This is a genomic window from Lysobacter sp. SCRH-1R, from assembly GCF_057747855.1.
Window position 1 is genome coordinate 2,935,310 of sequence record NZ_CM173227.1, and the last position, 15,643, is coordinate 2,950,952.

Genomic DNA, 15,643 nt, shown 5'->3' on the forward strand with positions numbered 1-15,643 from the left:
TTCCGCGCGCGCCGGCCGGCGCACGCTCAGGTGGGATCGGGAAAGCGGCCTCAGGCCGACTTCAGGGTGCCCTTGGGCAGCACGTTGGCGATGGCGCCCTTCTGCACGCGGATGCGCACGTTGTCGGCGATCTCCACGGTGATGAAGTTCTCGCCGATGTCGCTGACCACGCCGGCGATGCCGCCGTTGGTGATCACTTCATCTCCCTTGGAGAGCTTCTCCAGCATCGCGCGGTGTTCCTTCTGGCGCTTCATCTGCGGGCGGATCATGAGGAAGTACATGACCGCGATCAGCAGGATCGGGAACAGCAGCGACATGCCGAAGCCACCGGCGCCGGGTTGCGGGGCGGCCTGCGCGTAGGCGGGGGAAATCACGAGGTCGAGCAGATTCATGACGGTCGTCCTGATCGAAAAATAGCGGGGGATTATGCCACGGGGCGGCAGCCGGGCCCGGTCCGGCCGGCAGATCCGCCCCGTCCCCTGCCCTGCGCCGCTCCGCCCGGGCCCGGGCGGATCGCCTATTCCGGCGCCCGCGCGGCGTAGAAGGACTCGCGGAAGGCGGCGAAGGTTCCCTGCCCGATCGCCTCGCGCATCTGCGCCATCAGGCGCTGGTAATACCGCAGGTTGTGCAAGGTGCCCAGGATCGGCCCGAGCATTTCGTTGCAGCGGTCCAGGTGGCGCAGGTAGCTGCGGCTGAAGCCGTTGCGGCAGGTGTAGCAGTCGCAGCCTTCCTCGATCGGGCGCAGGTCGCGCTCGTATTTGGCATTGCGCACGCGCACTGTGCCGAATGAGGTGAAGTAATGCCCGTTGCGCGCGTTGCGGGTCGGCATCACGCAATCGAACATGTCGATGCCGCGCGCGACGCCTTCCACCAGGTCCTCCGGCCGGCCCACGCCCATCAGGTAGCGCGGGCGGTCGGCGGGCAGCTGCGGGCAGGTGTGTTCGAGCATGTGGTTACGCTCGGCCTCCGGTTCGCCCACGGCCAGGCCGCCGATGGCGTAGCCGTCGAAGCCGATGTCCATCAGCGCGCCGGCCGAACGCGTGCGCAGTTCCGGGTACACGCCCCCCTGGACGATGCCGAACAGCGCCGCGTCGTTGCCCTCGTGCGCGCGCCGGCTGCGTTCGGCCCAGCGCAGGCTCAGTTCCATCGAGCGCCGCGCGACCTCCTCGGTGGCCGGGTACGGCGTGCATTCGTCGAAGATCATGACGACGTCCGAATCCAGCACCTTCTGGATGCGCATGCTTTCCTCGGGGCCGAGGAACACCTTGCTGCCGTCGGTGGGCGCGGCGAAGGTCACGCCCTGCTCGGTGATCTTGCGCTTGTGCGCGAGCGAGAACACCTGGAAGCCGCCCGAGTCGGTGAGGATCGGCCCGTTCCACCGGGTGAAACCATGCAGGCCGCCGTGGTCGCCGATGACGTCCAGCCCCGGGCGCAGGTAGAGGTGGAAGGTGTTGCCCAGGATCATTTCCGCGCCGAGTTCGCGGACCTGCTCGGGCAACGCGCCCTTCACCGAGCCGTAGGTGCCCACCGGCATGAAGGTCGGCGTTTCCACCGTGCCGCGCGGGAAGGTCAGCCGGCCACGGCGCGCGGCGCCGTCGGTGCGCAGCAGTTCGAAGGACAGGCGGCTCATGCGTGCGCTCCTGGATTCGCCGGGAACAGCAGCATCGCGTCGCCGTAGGAGAAGAAGCGGTAGCGCTCCGCGATGGCGTGGTCGTAGGCGGCGAACACGCGCGCCTTGCCGGCGAAGGCGGAAACAAGCATCAGCAATGTGCTCTCGGGCAGGTGGAAGTTGGTGATCAGCGCGTCCACCGAACGGATGCGGTAACCGGGCAGGATGAACAGCCGGGTTTCGCCGGCGTAGGGATGGAGTTCGCCTTCGTGCATCGCGCTTTCCAGCGCGCGCACGACCGTGGTGCCGACCGCGATCACGCGCCCGCCGGCCGCGCGCGTGCGGCCGATCTGTTCGATCAGCGCGGCGCCCACGTTCAGCCATTCGCTGTGCATGACGTGCTGGTCCAGTTCGTCCACGCGCACCGGCTGGAACGTGCCGGCGCCGACGTGCAGCGTCACGTGCCCGAAGTCGACGCCGCGCGCCTTCAACGCATCCAGCAGCGCCTGGTCGAAATGCAGCCCGGCGGTGGGCGCGGCGACGGCGCCGACCTCGCGCGCGAACACGGTCTGGTAGCGCGTGTCGTCGTCGTGGCCCGCTTCGCGCTGGATGTACGGCGGCAGTGGCAGGCGGCCGGCGTGCAGCAGGTATTTCTCCAGCGATTCGGCGACGTGGAAGCGCAGGCGGTAGAACTCGCCCTCGCGGCCGAGCACTTCGGCCTCGCCGCCGGCGTCGAGCGCGATGCGCGCGCCTTCCTTCGGCGACTTGCTCACGCCCAGCTGCGCGCGCACCTCATGGCCGCCGAGCAGGCGTTCGATCAGGATCTCCACCCGCCCGCCGGTGCTTTTCTGTCCGTACAGGCGCGCCGGGATCACGCGGGTGTCGTTGAACACCAGCAGGTCGCCGGGTTGCAGCAGCTCGGGAAGTTCGCGGAAGACGCGATCCTGGAAGCCGCGATCGAAGGCGTCGCCATGCGCCGGCGGAACCACCAGCAGCCGGCTGGCCGAACGCTCCGGCAGCGGCGCCTGGGCGATCAGCTCGGGCGGCAGGTGGTAGTGGAAATCGGATTTCTTCAAGGCGTGAGGCCGGCGAGACAGGCCGGTCGGAGTGCGGGCGGGATTCGACATTGTAGAAGGAACCCTCAGCCGCCACGCTTCGCCTGTCCGGGCTGCAGGAGCGGATACCGCGGGCGCCGGCGTCGCCGCGCATCCCGACCCTCACCCCACTCCCGGCGGGAGAGGGGCCAACGCCGCACGCCCTGCCCGGCTCACGACCGCCACGCCATTCCTGCACGAGCGCTCAACCGGCTCTCACCGCTCGAACTTCGCCGAAAGAACAATCGCCGACGTCGTCCGCTCCACCCCGTCGATGGCGCCGATGCGGTCGGTCAGCTCGTCCATCGCCTCCACGGACGGCGCCACGCCCAGCGCCACCAGGTCGAACGGGCCGCTCACCGAATGCAGCGCCCGCACTTCCGGCATCGCGTGCAGCGCGGCGGCGACCGACGGCGCCCGCTTCGGCAGCACGGTGATCATGATGTGCGCGCGGATGTGCCCGCGTTCGGCGGCGTCGTGCACGCGCACCGTGTAGCCCTGGATCACGCCCTCGCGCTCCAGGCGCTCGATCCGGCTGTGCACGGTAGTGCGCGACAGCTTCAGGCGTCGCGCGATGTCGGCGGTCGAGGCCCGGGCGTTCTCGCGCAGGACCGAGAGCAGTTGCTGGTCGGCGTCGGTGATCTTCACGTTCCGCCCTCCGATTTCGTCGAAACGACGAAATTATCCATAATTTCGTACAAATCCGCACTGTCGATCGACGAATTAATCCAGATAATGGACGGGTTGTCGCCAGATTCGACCCCGGAGGACCCCATGGCCGTCATCGACCGTCTCGCCCCCCTGCGTGCCCACGGAGGCCGCCGCCGTACCCATGGACTGGACGACGCGACCATCGCGCGCTTCGCCCACACGCATGCCGAACTGATCGAGGCCATCGAGGCCGCCGAGCAGGAATACCAGCGCGTGAAGGACGAATTCGCCGATCTGCTCGACCTCGACGAGGACGCCCAGGTGCACGCCGTGCAGGGCGGCTACGTGAACTTCTATCCGGACGACGCGGTGAACCCGTACGTCGCCCTCGCCGCGCGCGGCCCGTGGGTGGTCACGCTGAAGGGCGCCGTGCTGCACGATTCCGGCGGCTACGGCATGCTCGGCTTCGGCCACGCGCCCAAGCACGTGATCGCCGCGATGGCCCGCCCGCAGGCGATGGCCAACATCATGACCCCGTCGCTCTCGCAACTGCGCTTCGACCGCGCCCTGCGCGCGGCGATCGGCGCCGAGCGCGGCGGCTGCCCGTACGAGAAGTTCTTCTGCCTGAATTCGGGTTCCGAATCGGTCTCGCTCGCCGCGCGCATCGCCGACGCGAACACCAAGCTGATGACCGACACCGGCGGTCGCCACGCCGGCCGCACGATCAAGCGCGTGGTGGTGAAGGGCAGCTTCCACGGCCGCACCGAACGCCCGGCGCTGTATTCGGATTCCTCGCGCAAGACCTACCTGCAGCACCTGGCGAGCTTCCGCGGCGAGGATTCGCTGCTCACCGTCGAGCCCTACGACGTCGACGCGCTGAAGCAGGTCTTCGTCGATGCCGACGCGAACGGCTGGTTCATCGAGGCGATGTTCCTGGAGCCGGTGATGGGCGAAGGCGATCCGGGCCGCAGCGTGCCGCCGGCGTTCTACGCCGCCGCGCGCGAACTGACGCGTTCGCATGGCGCGCTGCTGCTGGTGGACTCGATCCAGGCCGGCCTGCGCGCGCACGGCGTGCTGTCGATCATCGACTACCCCGGCTTCGAGCAGCTCGATCCGCCGGACATGGAAACCTATTCGAAGGCGCTCAACGCCGGCCAGTACCCGCTGTCGGTGCTCGCCGTCGGCGCGCAGGCCGCGCAGCTCTACAAGAAGGGCCTGTACGGCAACACGATGACGACCAACCCGCGCGCGCTCGACGTCGCGTGCGCGGTGCTGTCGCAGGTGACGCCGCAGCTTCGCGAGAACATCCGCGCGCGCGGCGCCGAGGCGATCCAGAAGCTGGAGAAGCTCAAGGGCGAACTCGGCGGTCTGATCACCAAGGTGCAGGGCACGGGGCTGCTGTTCTCGTGCGAACTCTCGCCGCAGTTCAAGTGCTATGGCGCCAATTCCACCGAGGAATGGCTGCGCGAGCACGGCATCGGCGTGATCCACGGCGGCGTGAACTCGCTGCGCTTCACCCCGACCTTCACCATCGCGAGCGAGGAAATCGACCTGCTCGTCGCGATGATCGCGCGTGCGCTGCGCGAAGGTCCGCGCGCGCAGCAGGCAGCGGCGGCCTGATCCTCCCCCGACGCCGCCGCGAAGACGGCGGGTGCCCCCACACCCGCCGTCTTCGCCTTCTGTAACGCCACTCCCCTGATTTTTTTGTCGCGTCGATCGGCGCATGGCCTTGGTAGCCCGGCTAAGGCCGGAGGCCGCACCCGGGGTTGACGGCCGATCACGCGTGATCCCGGGTGCGCTTCGCTTACCCGGGCCACAAAGGCACTAACGCGTTACTTTCCCTCGCACGCCGGCAACGACAACGCACGCGCCACGTCGCGCCAGTCGAACGCCGCCACCGCCTGGTCGTCGTCCACCGCGTAGAACACGCCCTTCGGGAAGCGTTTGCCGGCCGTCTGGTCGAGCCACACGCCGTCGGTGTTCGCCGTCTTGTTGCCGGCGAACGCGCCCAGGTGCTTCAGCGTCGCGCGATCGAACACGTGGAACAGGCTGCGGTCCTTGTACTGGTCCGTCGCGATCCAGTAACCCGCGCCGCCCTCGCAGCGGTACAGCGCCATGCCTTCGGCCTGCGCCTTGAACAGGTCGGCGCCGATGTCGCGACCGCGATACCTGCCGTCCAGGCCGTACTCCCGCAGGCGCGTACCGGTGGCGACGTCTTCCTCGGCGAGCAGCAGCCGGTCGTGATCGACATCGCCGAACACCGACTCGGCGATGCGGATCGCGCCCGCCTCACCGGTGTCGCCGAAGGTTTCCATCAAGCGCGCTTCCCAGCCCTCCGCCGCCCGGCGCAGCTGGTAACGCTTGAAGCGCTTGTCGAGTTCGACCAGCGGCGGCGGCACGTCCTCGTTCTGCGGCGACATGTAGTTGTCGCTGACGATCACTTCATAACTGTCGCGCTGCGCACGCACCCAAAGACCGTAAGGCTGCTTCAGATCTTCCGCGCCGAACACGAGCAGCGGCTTGAAATCCGGTAGCTGGAACATCTGCACGCGATGGTTGTCGCGTTCGACCACCAGCACGTGATCGCCGATCACGGCGATGCCGTTGGGACGCTGCAGCTGGCCGAGCGCGGTGCCGGGGCCGCCGACGGTGCGCAGCGTCGCGCCGGTGTCGCCGTCGTACACGATCAGCCGGTCGCTCGCCTTGCCGGTCGCGATCAGCCAGCGCTTGCCATCGGACGTGCGCCAGCTGGCGGGCGAATCGACGTTGTCCTCCGGCGTCGCGGCGGTGAGGAACGCCTCGGCCACCACCTGATGCGCGATGTTCGCCTGCGCGAGCAGCGGATCGACTTCCATCGTTTCGTCGGGCTCGCGATCGTGCTGCGTTGCAGGTGCGACCGGTGCGTTCCCGGTGGCCGAGCAGGCGGCAAGGCAGGACGCGAAAGCGAGCGTGGCCAATCGCAGCGACATGGATTCCCCTGGAGTCGGTTCGACAAAGCGCGAGTTTGTACGCACCGATTGTGACCGTCGCGTGTCACGGCGCCAGGCACGCGTCGTCATATTTCCGCCATGCCGCATGCGTACAAAGCGCCGTTCAAGCACTCGCTTGCCATGCATGGGGATGCAACTTCGATGAAACGTAACGTGCTCGCCGCGACGATGTCGCGGGCGCTGTGGTGCGCGCTCGTCGCACCGGTGGGCCTGGCCGCTTCCTTCGGTACCGCGCTGGCCAACGAGGCGCCGGCCGATGCCTCGCCCGATCCGAAGCAGCTCGACTCGGTGGTGGTGCAGGCGGACATCGCCTACCGCAATCGCACCGATTCGGTCGCGCCGGTGCTGTCGTACGATCTGGAATACTTCCAACGCTTCGAACCGCTCACCGTCGGCGACATGCTCAAGCGCGTGCCGAGCGTGGTGTTCGTGTCCGACGTGCTCGAATACGACGGCGCGCAGCTGCGCGGCCTGGATCCGGGCTACACGCAGATCCTCATCAACGGCAAGAAGGTGCCCGGCGCGGGCAACGACCGCTCGTTCTTCGTCGACCGCATCCCGGCCGAACTGGTCGAACGTATCGAGATCGTGCGCAGCACCAGCGCGAACCGTTCCGGCGACGCCGTCGCCGGCGCGCTGAACATCGTGCTGCGCGACGCCTACGAGTTCGACGGCAAGTACGTGCGCGTGGGCGCGCTGCGCTTCGACGACGGCGAGATCAAGCCGACCTACGGCGCGGTCGCCAGCGGCGAACTCGGCGGCGGGCGCCTGCTCGGCGGCTTCAACGTGCAGGGCCGTTACAACCCCAAGCGCAAGCGCAGCGACCGTTTCGAGGAACCCGGCGGCGGGTTCGTCGATCGCGAGGACCAGGACGACACGCGCGACGGCGACGATTACTCCGCAAACCTGTCGTACACGCGCGACATCGGCACCAGCCGGCTTTCGGTGGATGGCTTCTACGTGCGCACCGACCGCACCGAAACCGAGCATTCGGTCGAGTACAACGATCCGGGCAGCACCAGCCGCGACAACCTGCTGTCGATCAACGACCAGGTCGAGACGATCAGGCAGGACAACTGGTCGCTCGGCGTGGAATACGCGTTCGACATGGCCGGCGGCCGTACGGAATTCGACATCGATTACGCGCGCTTCGATGACGACACGCGCTCGACCGAGGAGGAAAGCGGTTTCGACGACGAGGACACGCCGCCCTCGTTCGACGAACGCGAAGGCACGCGCACGCTGACCGGGACGCGCGACAGCGAAGGCACGTTCAAGCTCGCGCACAAGCGCGGCGTGGGCGGTGCGACGATGGAATTCGGCGTGGATTTCATGGACAAGCGCCGCGAGACCACGCTGCAGGTCAGCGAGGTCGACACCGACGAGGAAGGCGCCGCGCTGCCGCCGTACGACGAGTTCGACCGCAGCGACAGCCGCATCGACGAAACCCGCGTCGATCCGTACCTGATGTTCACCGGCACGGTCGGCGCGCTGGCATGGGAAGCGGGCCTGCGTTACGAGACGACCGACGTCGACATCGCCTTCGACGACGACGCGGCCAGCAACGACTACAACACGCTGCTGCCGTCGGCGCACCTGAAGTGGGATTTCACCAGCGCCGACCGCCTGCTGTTCTCGGTGGGCCGCACGGTGCGTCGCCCGAACTTCGACCAGATCCTGCCGCTCACGCTGGAGGAGGAGTTCGGCGACAACGACTTCACCGGCAATCCCACGCTCGATCCCGAGCGCGCCTGGGGCGTGGATTTCGGCTACGAGCGCCGCCTCGGCACGCGCGGCGTGTTCGGCGTGAACGTGTTCTATCGCGACGTGAAGGACCTGATCGAGATCGTCAACACCGGCGAGCCGAGTTCGACCGCGCTGGGCGATTACGAGGACGAGGTGGAGGAGTTCCTCGACGCAAATCCCGATGCGACGCCGACCACGCCGGGCTATCCGGAGTTCGATCCGGACAGCTTCGTCTACACCGCGCGCAACGTCGGCGACGGCAGCGTGTACGGCATCGAGTTCGACCTGTCCACGCCGCTCACCGCGCTGGGCCTGCCGGACACGGGCCTGTTCGTGAATTACTCGTGGCTGGACAGCGACGTCGAGGACGATTTCGGCGAGCGCCGCTTCAACAACCAGGCGAAGTACGTCTACAACGTCGGCTTCATCCATGACGTGCGCGACTGGGGCATGTCGTTCGGTGCGAGCTATCGCCGCCAGGGCGACGCGTATGCGCGCCTGCTCGCCGAGGAAGTGACGACGACGTACGACGGCGACCTGGAAGTGTTCGTCGAGAAGCGCTTCGGCGACAACCTCTCGCTGCGCCTGACCGGCTCGAACCTGCTCGATGCGAACAAGGACGAAGCCTTCCACAAGTTCGACAACGCCGCCGACCAGCTCGATCGCGATTACGACGAGTTCGAGCTGGAAAGCGAATCGTCCGGGCCGGTGTACCAGCTGATCATGCGGTATTCGTTCTGACCTGGGGCGGCGCGGCCCCTTCCGCACGGGAGGGGCTGCGGCGATCACGGCGCGTGAGGCACACTGGCGGCCTCCTGCGCCGGGGGTATCGCCCATGAAGATCGTCGAAGTCCGCCATCCCCTCGTCCAGCACAAGCTCGGCCTGATGCGCGTCGGCGACATCAGCACGAAGGCGTTCCGCGAGCTGGCGTCGGAAGTCGCCACGCTGCTGACCTACGAGGCGACGGCGGACCTGGAAACCGAGGAAGCCATCGTCGAGGGCTGGGCCGGCCCGGTGAGGACGCGCCGCATCAAGGGCGCGAAGGTCACGCTGGTGCCGATCCTGCGGGCGGGCCTGGGGATGCTGCCGGGTGTGCTCGAACTGATCCCCGCGGCGAAGGTCGGCGTGGTCGGCCTGCAGCGCGACGAGAAGACGCTGCAGCCGGTGGGCTACTACGAGAAGCTGACCGGCCGCATGGACGAGCGCACCGCGATCATCCTCGATCCGATGCTCGCCACCGGCGGCACGCTGGTGGCGACGGTGGACATGCTCAAGGCCGCCGGCTGCAAGCGCATCAAGGGCCTGTTCCTGGTCGCCGCGCCGGAAGGCCTTCGCGTGCTGGAAGCGAAGCATCCGGACGTGGAGGTCTACACGGCGTCCGTCGACGAGCGGCTCAACGATGTGGGCTACATCCTGCCGGGACTCGGCGACGCGGGCGACAAGATCTTCGGGACGCGGCACGGCTGAGGAGGCGGGGCCGAGCTGCTTCGGATGCGCCCTCGCCGATGGCCATCCCCACTGCGCCATCCCGGCGCAAGCCGGGCTGCAGGGCTGGGCCGCGCCCGCCACCGTCATGCAACACGCATGGATTCCCGCCTTCGCGAATGACGGTCGGAGATGCGGACCTCGATTACCAGTTGTTCCGCCCGTCCATCTTCTCGACGGTGATCTTCGACCAGTCCAGGTCGTCCACCAGCCGCAGGTTGATGCCATAGATCCGCTGCGTCGGGACGGTGCCGGGGGTGAAGCCTTCCTTCGCGCTGCCATCGGCGTTGTAGGCCGAGGCCCAGTCCGGCGAGTCGCCCCAGGTCTGCATGCCGCAGCGACCGCAGAAATGGTGCTGGTTCATCCCGCGCGCCGAATACGTGCGTTCATCCTCCGTCGACAGGAACGCCAACTGGTCCGGCGCGTAGTACGCCCAGACCGCGCCGGTGCGTGCGCAGAAGCTGCAGTTGCATTCCTTGGCGGAAGTCGGCGCTTCGGGGGCCTGGATCTTCGTGGCGCCGCAATGGCAGGACGCGATCATCGACATGGCACGGCTCCTTTCCTCTGGAGCCGCGATCATGGCACGGGCTGCTGACAGCGGTTGGCAGCAGGGTTGGCAGCGTCTCCTGGCGCGGTCCCCGGGTGCGGCCTGCGGCCTTACCCGGGCTACAAAAGCGGCTGGCGGTTGTAGCCCGGGCAAGCGCAGCGCACCCGGCATCCCCTCACGCTCCCTACTTCGACGCCCCGGCGTCCGGCGTGAACAACAGGTCCTGATAGTCGTAACTGAAATCCGCGATGGGCGAGGCGGCCTTCATCGTGATCCGCTCCACCTTCCCGTCCGCGCCCAGCGCGAAGGTGACGTACGCCGGTTCGATCGTCGCGTCGTCCCACACCGTGCGGAAGGTGTCGTGCTGCACGTGCTCCAGCGAGCCGGCCATGCCGGGCGTCTGCAGGAAGTCGATGCGCAATGCGCCCTTGCCGCCCTTGATGTCGATCGGTCCGTACCACGGATCGCGGTAACGCCCCGCGTACTGCGCCAGCGGCAACGACGGCTTGCCGCCGCCCGTCGGCCGCGACTTCGCAGCCGCCGCCAGCGCCTTCAGTCCGCCCTCGATGCGCGCATCCATGAACTCGTCGAACGCCGCGACCCAGTCGGTCTCCGGCGCGCCGATCGCATGGTCGATGATCTCCAGCGCGACGCCGCGCATCGCCTGCGTGTCCTCGGAATTCATCAGCACGGCGATGCCGAAATCGCGATCCGGAATCATGGCCACGTACGCCTGCACGCCGAACACCGCACCGCCGTGGTCGAGCAGCTTCTCGCCGCGGTAATCGCGCACGTTCCAGCCCAATGCATACGACGAGAACTTCGGCGCGGCCGACGCCAGCTTGCCCGGCCACGCCGGCGTGGGCGTGAGCACGGCCGGCGTCCACATCTGCTTCGACTGCGCCTCGCTGAACACCTTCACCGGCGCGCCGGCGTCGTTCGTCCACGTGCCCTTGCCGAGCTGCACCTGCAACCACTGCCCCATGTCGTTCGCGCTGGACGACAGGCCGCCCGCCGGTGCGCCGTTGTCGCCGAGCGTCTTGCGTTCGTCGAGCACCGCCTGCGCGCCGATGCCGCGCACGGCGCCGCCGGTGCGCGCATGCGGCCAGGCGCGGTTCGGGTTCGCGAAACGCGCGGACTGCTCCGTCACCGAGTCGTCCATGCCGGCCGGCTTGAGCACGCGCTCACGCGTGAAGACTTCCCACGTCTGCCCGCTCACTTCCTCGATCAGTTGACCGGCCACCGCGTACAGCAGGTTGTCGTAGGCGTAACCGCTGCGGAAGCTCGTCGCCGGCTTGATGTGGCGCAGCGCGCGCACCGTGTCGGCGCGACTGCGCGACGACGCCGGCACGAACATCAGGTCGCCCGCACCCAGGCCGAGCCCGCTGCGATGCACGAGCAGGTCGCGCACCGTCATCTCGTTCGTCACCCACGGGTCGTGCATGCGGAACCACGGCATGTGGTCGATGACCTTGTCGTCCCAGCGCAGCTTGCCGTCGTCGACCAGCACGGCGAGTGCCGCCGCCGTGATCGCCTTTCCGGTCGAACCGGTCGGGAAGATCGTGTCGGCGTCCACGCGTTCCGGCAAACCCAGCCTGCGCACGCCGTAGCCTTTCGCCAGCACGGGCTTGCCGTTCTCGACGATGGCGATGGCCATGCCGGGCACGCCGTGTTCGCGCATCGCCGCGTCGACGCGCGCGTCGAGGTCCGCCGGAGGCGCGGCGAATGCGGGCATCGCGAGCAGCGCCGCCGCAAGCAACGCCAGTCGCAGGGGTTCGATCGGACTCATGTGGATTGTCCTCGTGAGGCTCATGACAGGCATGCATCGACCAGGCGTTCGAATGACGCGCCGCCGCGCATCGGATCGGCGACCGGCAGGCCGAGGCGGTCGGACTCGGACGCGAGCAGCCGCAACGCCGCGGTTTCTTCGAGCCGCGAGGTGTTGAGCCCGACGCCACCGCAACGGATACGCGGATTCGTGCGGGCGCCCAACCGCAGGGCGAGATCGATCGTCTCCTCGATGGAAGGCAATGCGTACGCGGGATGACCCAGCACGCGTTCGCGCCCCGCTTCGTGGCAAGCCACGATGACGTCCGGCTGGCTGCCGTGCAGCAACGCGAGCGACACGCCCGCGTACGCCGGATGGAACAGAGAGCCCTGCCCTTCGATCACGTCCCAATGGTGTTCGGCAGCATCGGGCGAGAGCATTTCCGCCGCACCGGCCGCGAAATCCGCGACCACCGCGTCCATCGGAATGCCGCCTCCTGCGATGAGGATGCCGGTCTGGCCGGTCGCGCGGAACGTCGCATCGATGCCGCGCGCGACGAAGGCATGCGTCAGCGCGAGCGCCGTGTACTTCTTGCCGAGCGCGCAATCGGTGCCGAGCGTCAGCAGGCGTTTGCCCGTGCGCGGTTTGCCGGTGGCGATGGGAATGGCCGATGGCGGTTCACGCACGTCGATCAGCCGGCGCCCGAGGCGCGCTGCGGCTTCGCGCAGCACGTCGATGTCGCGAAGCCGCGCGTGCATGCCGCTGACGACGTCGAGCCCCGCTTCCATCGCGCGCACCAGCGCAGGCCACCATGTCGCGGGAATGAAGCCGCCGGAGTTCGCCACGCCGATCACGATGGCCTTCGCGCCGGACGCCGCTGCCAGTTCCGGCGTCATTCGCGCAAGGCCGGTGACGACCGTCGCGCCGTCGATCGCGTATTCGCCGACGCAGCGCCCGCCGGCCCAGTCGCGCAGGCCGAAGGCGGTTTTCGCGTAGCCGGGCTCGGTCGTGTCGCCGAGGAACAACAGGTAGGGTTGCGGAAGAACGACGTCGGACTTCAAGTGATTCATCCTGGTACAGGCGCGCCGCAACGCGCGGGCGGCTCGCGGGCCGCCCGCGTCCTGCCGGTTCAGAAGCGGTAGTCGACTTCCACGCCGAAGGTGCGCGGCTGGATCGGCGAGGCCGCGGTGTGGTGCGTGATGCCGGTGACCTGGTCGACGATGTCGTTCATCGTCGAATACGCGCGCTCGTCGGTGGCGTTCTTCAGGTACGCGCGCAGCGTCCAGTTGGTGTTGGAGAACGCGGCGTACAGGTCGAACGCGTAGTAGCTGTCGATCACCAGCGGTTCGGTGATCTGCTCGTCCAGCACGGTCGGCGGATCGAGCAGGCGCACGATCTGGCGTTCGGTCGTGCCGTTGGTGCGGTCGTCGACCCAGCGCACGCCGCCGCCGAAGGTGGCGCTCCAGTTGCCGCCCAGCGGGACGAACCAGTCGGCCGTGATCGACCACGTCAGGTCGGGCACATACGGCATGCGGTCGTTCTTGAGGCCCGTGTTCACCTCGACCTGCGCGGGGCCGGCGGGGACGATGATCGCCGGGAAATCCTCGTCGATCTTCGCGTCGTTGTACGCCGCGTTGACGCCGAGCGTGAGGCCGTCCACCGGACGGAACACGGCCGAGGCCTCGATGCCGCGACTGGTCGCTTCGCCGCCGTTGACCAGGCCGCTGATGCCGTTCACCTGCGACGCCACCTGGATGTCTTCCCAGTCGATCTGGTAGGCGGTGAGGTCCAGCACGACGCGGTTGCCGGCGAAGGCCGACTTCATGCCGATCTCGTAGCTGGTGAGCATCGAGGAATCCACCACCGGCGGCAGGCCGGGGGCGAGCACGTTCGGGCCGCCCGGCTGGTAGCCGGTGGCGGCCTTCGCATAGAGCATCACGTCCTCGTTGAGCTGGAACTGCGGCGTGACGCTCCAGGTGAAGACGTCTTCGCTGGAGTCGTTGGTGCTCGTACCGATCGGCAGCAGGATGCCGTCGCTGACGATCTGCGCGAAGTCCTGCTCGTTGCGCGAGAAACGCACGCCGGCGCCGAGCTTGAACCAGTCGTTGAACTTGTAGGAACCGTTGGCGAAGACCGCCGTTTCCTCGTACGTGCTCGGGATCGCCAGGTCGCCGAGCGTGGACAGCCCCGGGATCGGCGATCCGTCGAACTGCGTGATCGGCACCGTCTGCGCGTTGTCGCCGTCCTCGTCGGAATAGAACGTGCCCACCAGCCACTCGAACGGCTGGCCGGACTTGGAGGTCAGGCGGAATTCCTGCGTGATCTGGTTCAGGTCCAGCGCATAGGTGAGCGACGCCCGGCCCGGCGGAAGCCCGAACAGCGCGGTGAACGGGCCGTAGGTCAACGTCTGGTCGCTGGTGATGACGGTGTGCGTGTCGGAGTAGCTCGTCGCCGAGACGAAATCGGCGAAGCCGAGGTCCCAGTCGACCGTGAGCGCGTAATGGTCGAGCTCCTTGATGAACGGCTCGTCCTCGTAGATGTAGTCGCTCAGGCCGGCGATGGGCTCGTGCGTTTCCGGATCCAGCGCGATGGTGCCGTTGTTCTCGCTGTCGATCTCCTGCCGCATCACCGCGAACTGGGCGCTGATGACGTCGCTTTCCCACAGCAGCGCCGCGCGTGCGCTGGTCTGCTCGCCTTCGTTGATGTCCTTGCGGCCATCGACGAGGTTGTCGACGTAGCCGGCGATGTCGTTGCGCGCGTAGCTCACGCGCAACGCGAGGGCGTCCTGCACCAGCGGCAGGTTCATGCCCACGCGATAGTTCGTGCCCAGGTCGCCCGCGCCCTCGGTGTCGGACACACCGCCGCCGATGCGGAACTCGCGGGTGGAGGTGTCCGGCTTGCGCGTCATGTACTTGAGCAGGCCGCCCATCGCACCGGCACCGTACAGCGTGCCCTGCGGGCCGCGCAGCACTTCGATGCGCTCGATGTCGTACGGGAACAGGTCCAGCGAGAACAGCGTGGCCTGCTGGTAGAGGCTGTTGGAGCCGACCGGCGTTTCGTCGAGGTAGGTGCCGACGGTCGAGCCGGGCGACATCGCCGCGATGCCGCGCATCGACACCTGCGTCTGGCCCGGCGTGCCGTTGGACTGCAGTTGCAGGCCGGGCACGTAGCTGGCGTAGTCGGACATCTGCGTGGCGTTGAAGTTCTCAAGCTGCTGGCCACCGAGCACGGTGATCGCGGCGGCGACCTCGCGGATGTTCTCCTCGCGCTTGTTCGCGGTGACCGTCATGTTGTCGAGCGTGGTGATCGACGATTGCGCGGCGACGTCGTCCGCCGACGTCGTCGACGCGCCCTGCTCCTGTGCCATGACCGGCGCGGCCAGCGCGAAGGCCAGCGTGACCGCCAGCGACCGGTGGATCGCCTTCGTCAGCGGGCGGCGCCGCATGGCGGTGTCGTCGCGCTTGTCGTGCATGTGCATTCCCCTCTCCCCAGAGTTCGCCGGTTGCGACCGGTCTGTCAGCCCAGGACGTCGCGGCGCGGGCGGCCCGGGCCGTCCGTCGCGGGTGCGATGTCGATGCAGGAACGACCGCGGTGCGAGGCCGCGGTCGCATCGTTGAAGTCGTTCGGACGTGCGGCGGTGGTGCGGTCGAATCGCGGCGCCGGATGCGGAAGGTCCACGGCGAGGCCCGCCACGCGGGGCCGCTGCCGTCGATCGCTGAAGGGTAAGCCAGTCGTCATGCTGCGCTCCTTCA

The 15,643-nt window shown here is 68.0% G+C and carries 13 protein-coding genes; 3 read left to right on the plus strand and 10 right to left on the minus strand.

The annotated features are described in order from the left end of the window. Window positions 1–50: 50 nt before the first annotated feature. From yajC to AC3ANK_RS13405, 4 genes are all read right to left on the minus strand, one after another. The gene (gene yajC, locus AC3ANK_RS13390; protein WP_206861251.1) at window positions 51–392 is read right to left on the minus strand and encodes a preprotein translocase subunit YajC; all 342 of its coding nucleotides are present in this window, start codon (window positions 390–392) and stop codon (window positions 51–53) included. 125 nt (window positions 393–517) lie between these two features. Continuing rightward, window positions 518–1,630, minus strand: coding sequence for a tRNA guanosine(34) transglycosylase Tgt (gene tgt / locus AC3ANK_RS13395; protein ID WP_484171412.1), 1,113 nt, complete (start codon window positions 1,628–1,630; stop codon window positions 518–520). Next, a complete protein-coding gene (gene queA / locus AC3ANK_RS13400; protein WP_484171413.1) occupies window positions 1,627–2,736 on the minus strand; it encodes a tRNA preQ1(34) S-adenosylmethionine ribosyltransferase-isomerase QueA in 1,110 nt (369 codons plus the stop codon). The genes tgt and queA overlap by 4 nt, the downstream gene beginning before the upstream one ends. Before the next feature lie 183 nt (window positions 2,737–2,919). Beyond that, window positions 2,920–3,351 (minus strand): Lrp/AsnC ligand binding domain-containing protein, encoded by a 432-nt coding sequence (locus AC3ANK_RS13405; protein ID WP_206861254.1) that lies wholly within the window; start codon window positions 3,349–3,351, stop codon window positions 2,920–2,922. A 126-nt stretch (window positions 3,352–3,477) separates the two neighbouring features. Between AC3ANK_RS13405 and AC3ANK_RS13410 the strand changes: the two genes are divergently transcribed. Further along, entirely contained in the window at window positions 3,478–4,974 is a 1,497-nt protein-coding gene (locus tag AC3ANK_RS13410; protein ID WP_484171414.1) for an aminotransferase class III-fold pyridoxal phosphate-dependent enzyme, read from the plus strand. Between the two features lie 212 nt (window positions 4,975–5,186). Here AC3ANK_RS13410 and AC3ANK_RS13415 read toward each other — a convergent pair whose 3' ends face one another. Next, the gene (locus tag AC3ANK_RS13415; RefSeq protein WP_484171415.1) at window positions 5,187–6,323 is read right to left on the minus strand and encodes a phytase; all 1,137 of its coding nucleotides are present in this window, start codon (window positions 6,321–6,323) and stop codon (window positions 5,187–5,189) included. 162 nt (window positions 6,324–6,485) lie between these two features. On the opposite strand from AC3ANK_RS13415, the gene AC3ANK_RS13420 reads away from it, so the two are divergent. Beyond that, window positions 6,486–8,831, plus strand: a complete 2,346-nt coding sequence (locus tag AC3ANK_RS13420) for a TonB-dependent receptor plug domain-containing protein (RefSeq protein WP_484171416.1) — start codon at window positions 6,486–6,488, stop codon at window positions 8,829–8,831. 94 nt (window positions 8,832–8,925) lie between these two features. After that, a complete protein-coding gene (gene upp, locus AC3ANK_RS13425; protein ID WP_206861258.1) occupies window positions 8,926–9,558 on the plus strand; it encodes a uracil phosphoribosyltransferase in 633 nt (210 codons plus the stop codon). A gap of 163 nt (window positions 9,559–9,721) precedes the next feature. Here upp and AC3ANK_RS13430 read toward each other — a convergent pair whose 3' ends face one another. From AC3ANK_RS13430 to AC3ANK_RS13450, 5 genes are all read right to left on the minus strand, one after another. Further along, window positions 9,722–10,123, minus strand: coding sequence for a GFA family protein (locus AC3ANK_RS13430; RefSeq protein WP_206861259.1), 402 nt, complete (start codon window positions 10,121–10,123; stop codon window positions 9,722–9,724). A gap of 184 nt (window positions 10,124–10,307) precedes the next feature. Then, window positions 10,308–11,912, minus strand: a complete 1,605-nt coding sequence (locus AC3ANK_RS13435; RefSeq protein WP_484171417.1) for a serine hydrolase — start codon at window positions 11,910–11,912, stop codon at window positions 10,308–10,310. A 20-nt stretch (window positions 11,913–11,932) separates the two neighbouring features. Continuing rightward, entirely contained in the window at window positions 11,933–12,952 is a 1,020-nt protein-coding gene (locus tag AC3ANK_RS13440) for an N-acetyltransferase DgcN family protein (RefSeq protein WP_484171418.1), read from the minus strand. Between the two features lie 68 nt (window positions 12,953–13,020). Continuing rightward, the gene (locus AC3ANK_RS13445; protein ID WP_484171419.1) at window positions 13,021–15,363 is read right to left on the minus strand and encodes a TonB-dependent receptor; all 2,343 of its coding nucleotides are present in this window, start codon (window positions 15,361–15,363) and stop codon (window positions 13,021–13,023) included. A 44-nt stretch (window positions 15,364–15,407) separates the two neighbouring features. Then, a complete protein-coding gene (locus tag AC3ANK_RS13450) occupies window positions 15,408–15,629 on the minus strand; it encodes a hypothetical protein (RefSeq protein ID WP_484171420.1) in 222 nt (73 codons plus the stop codon). Between the last annotated feature and the right edge of the window lie 14 nt (window positions 15,630–15,643).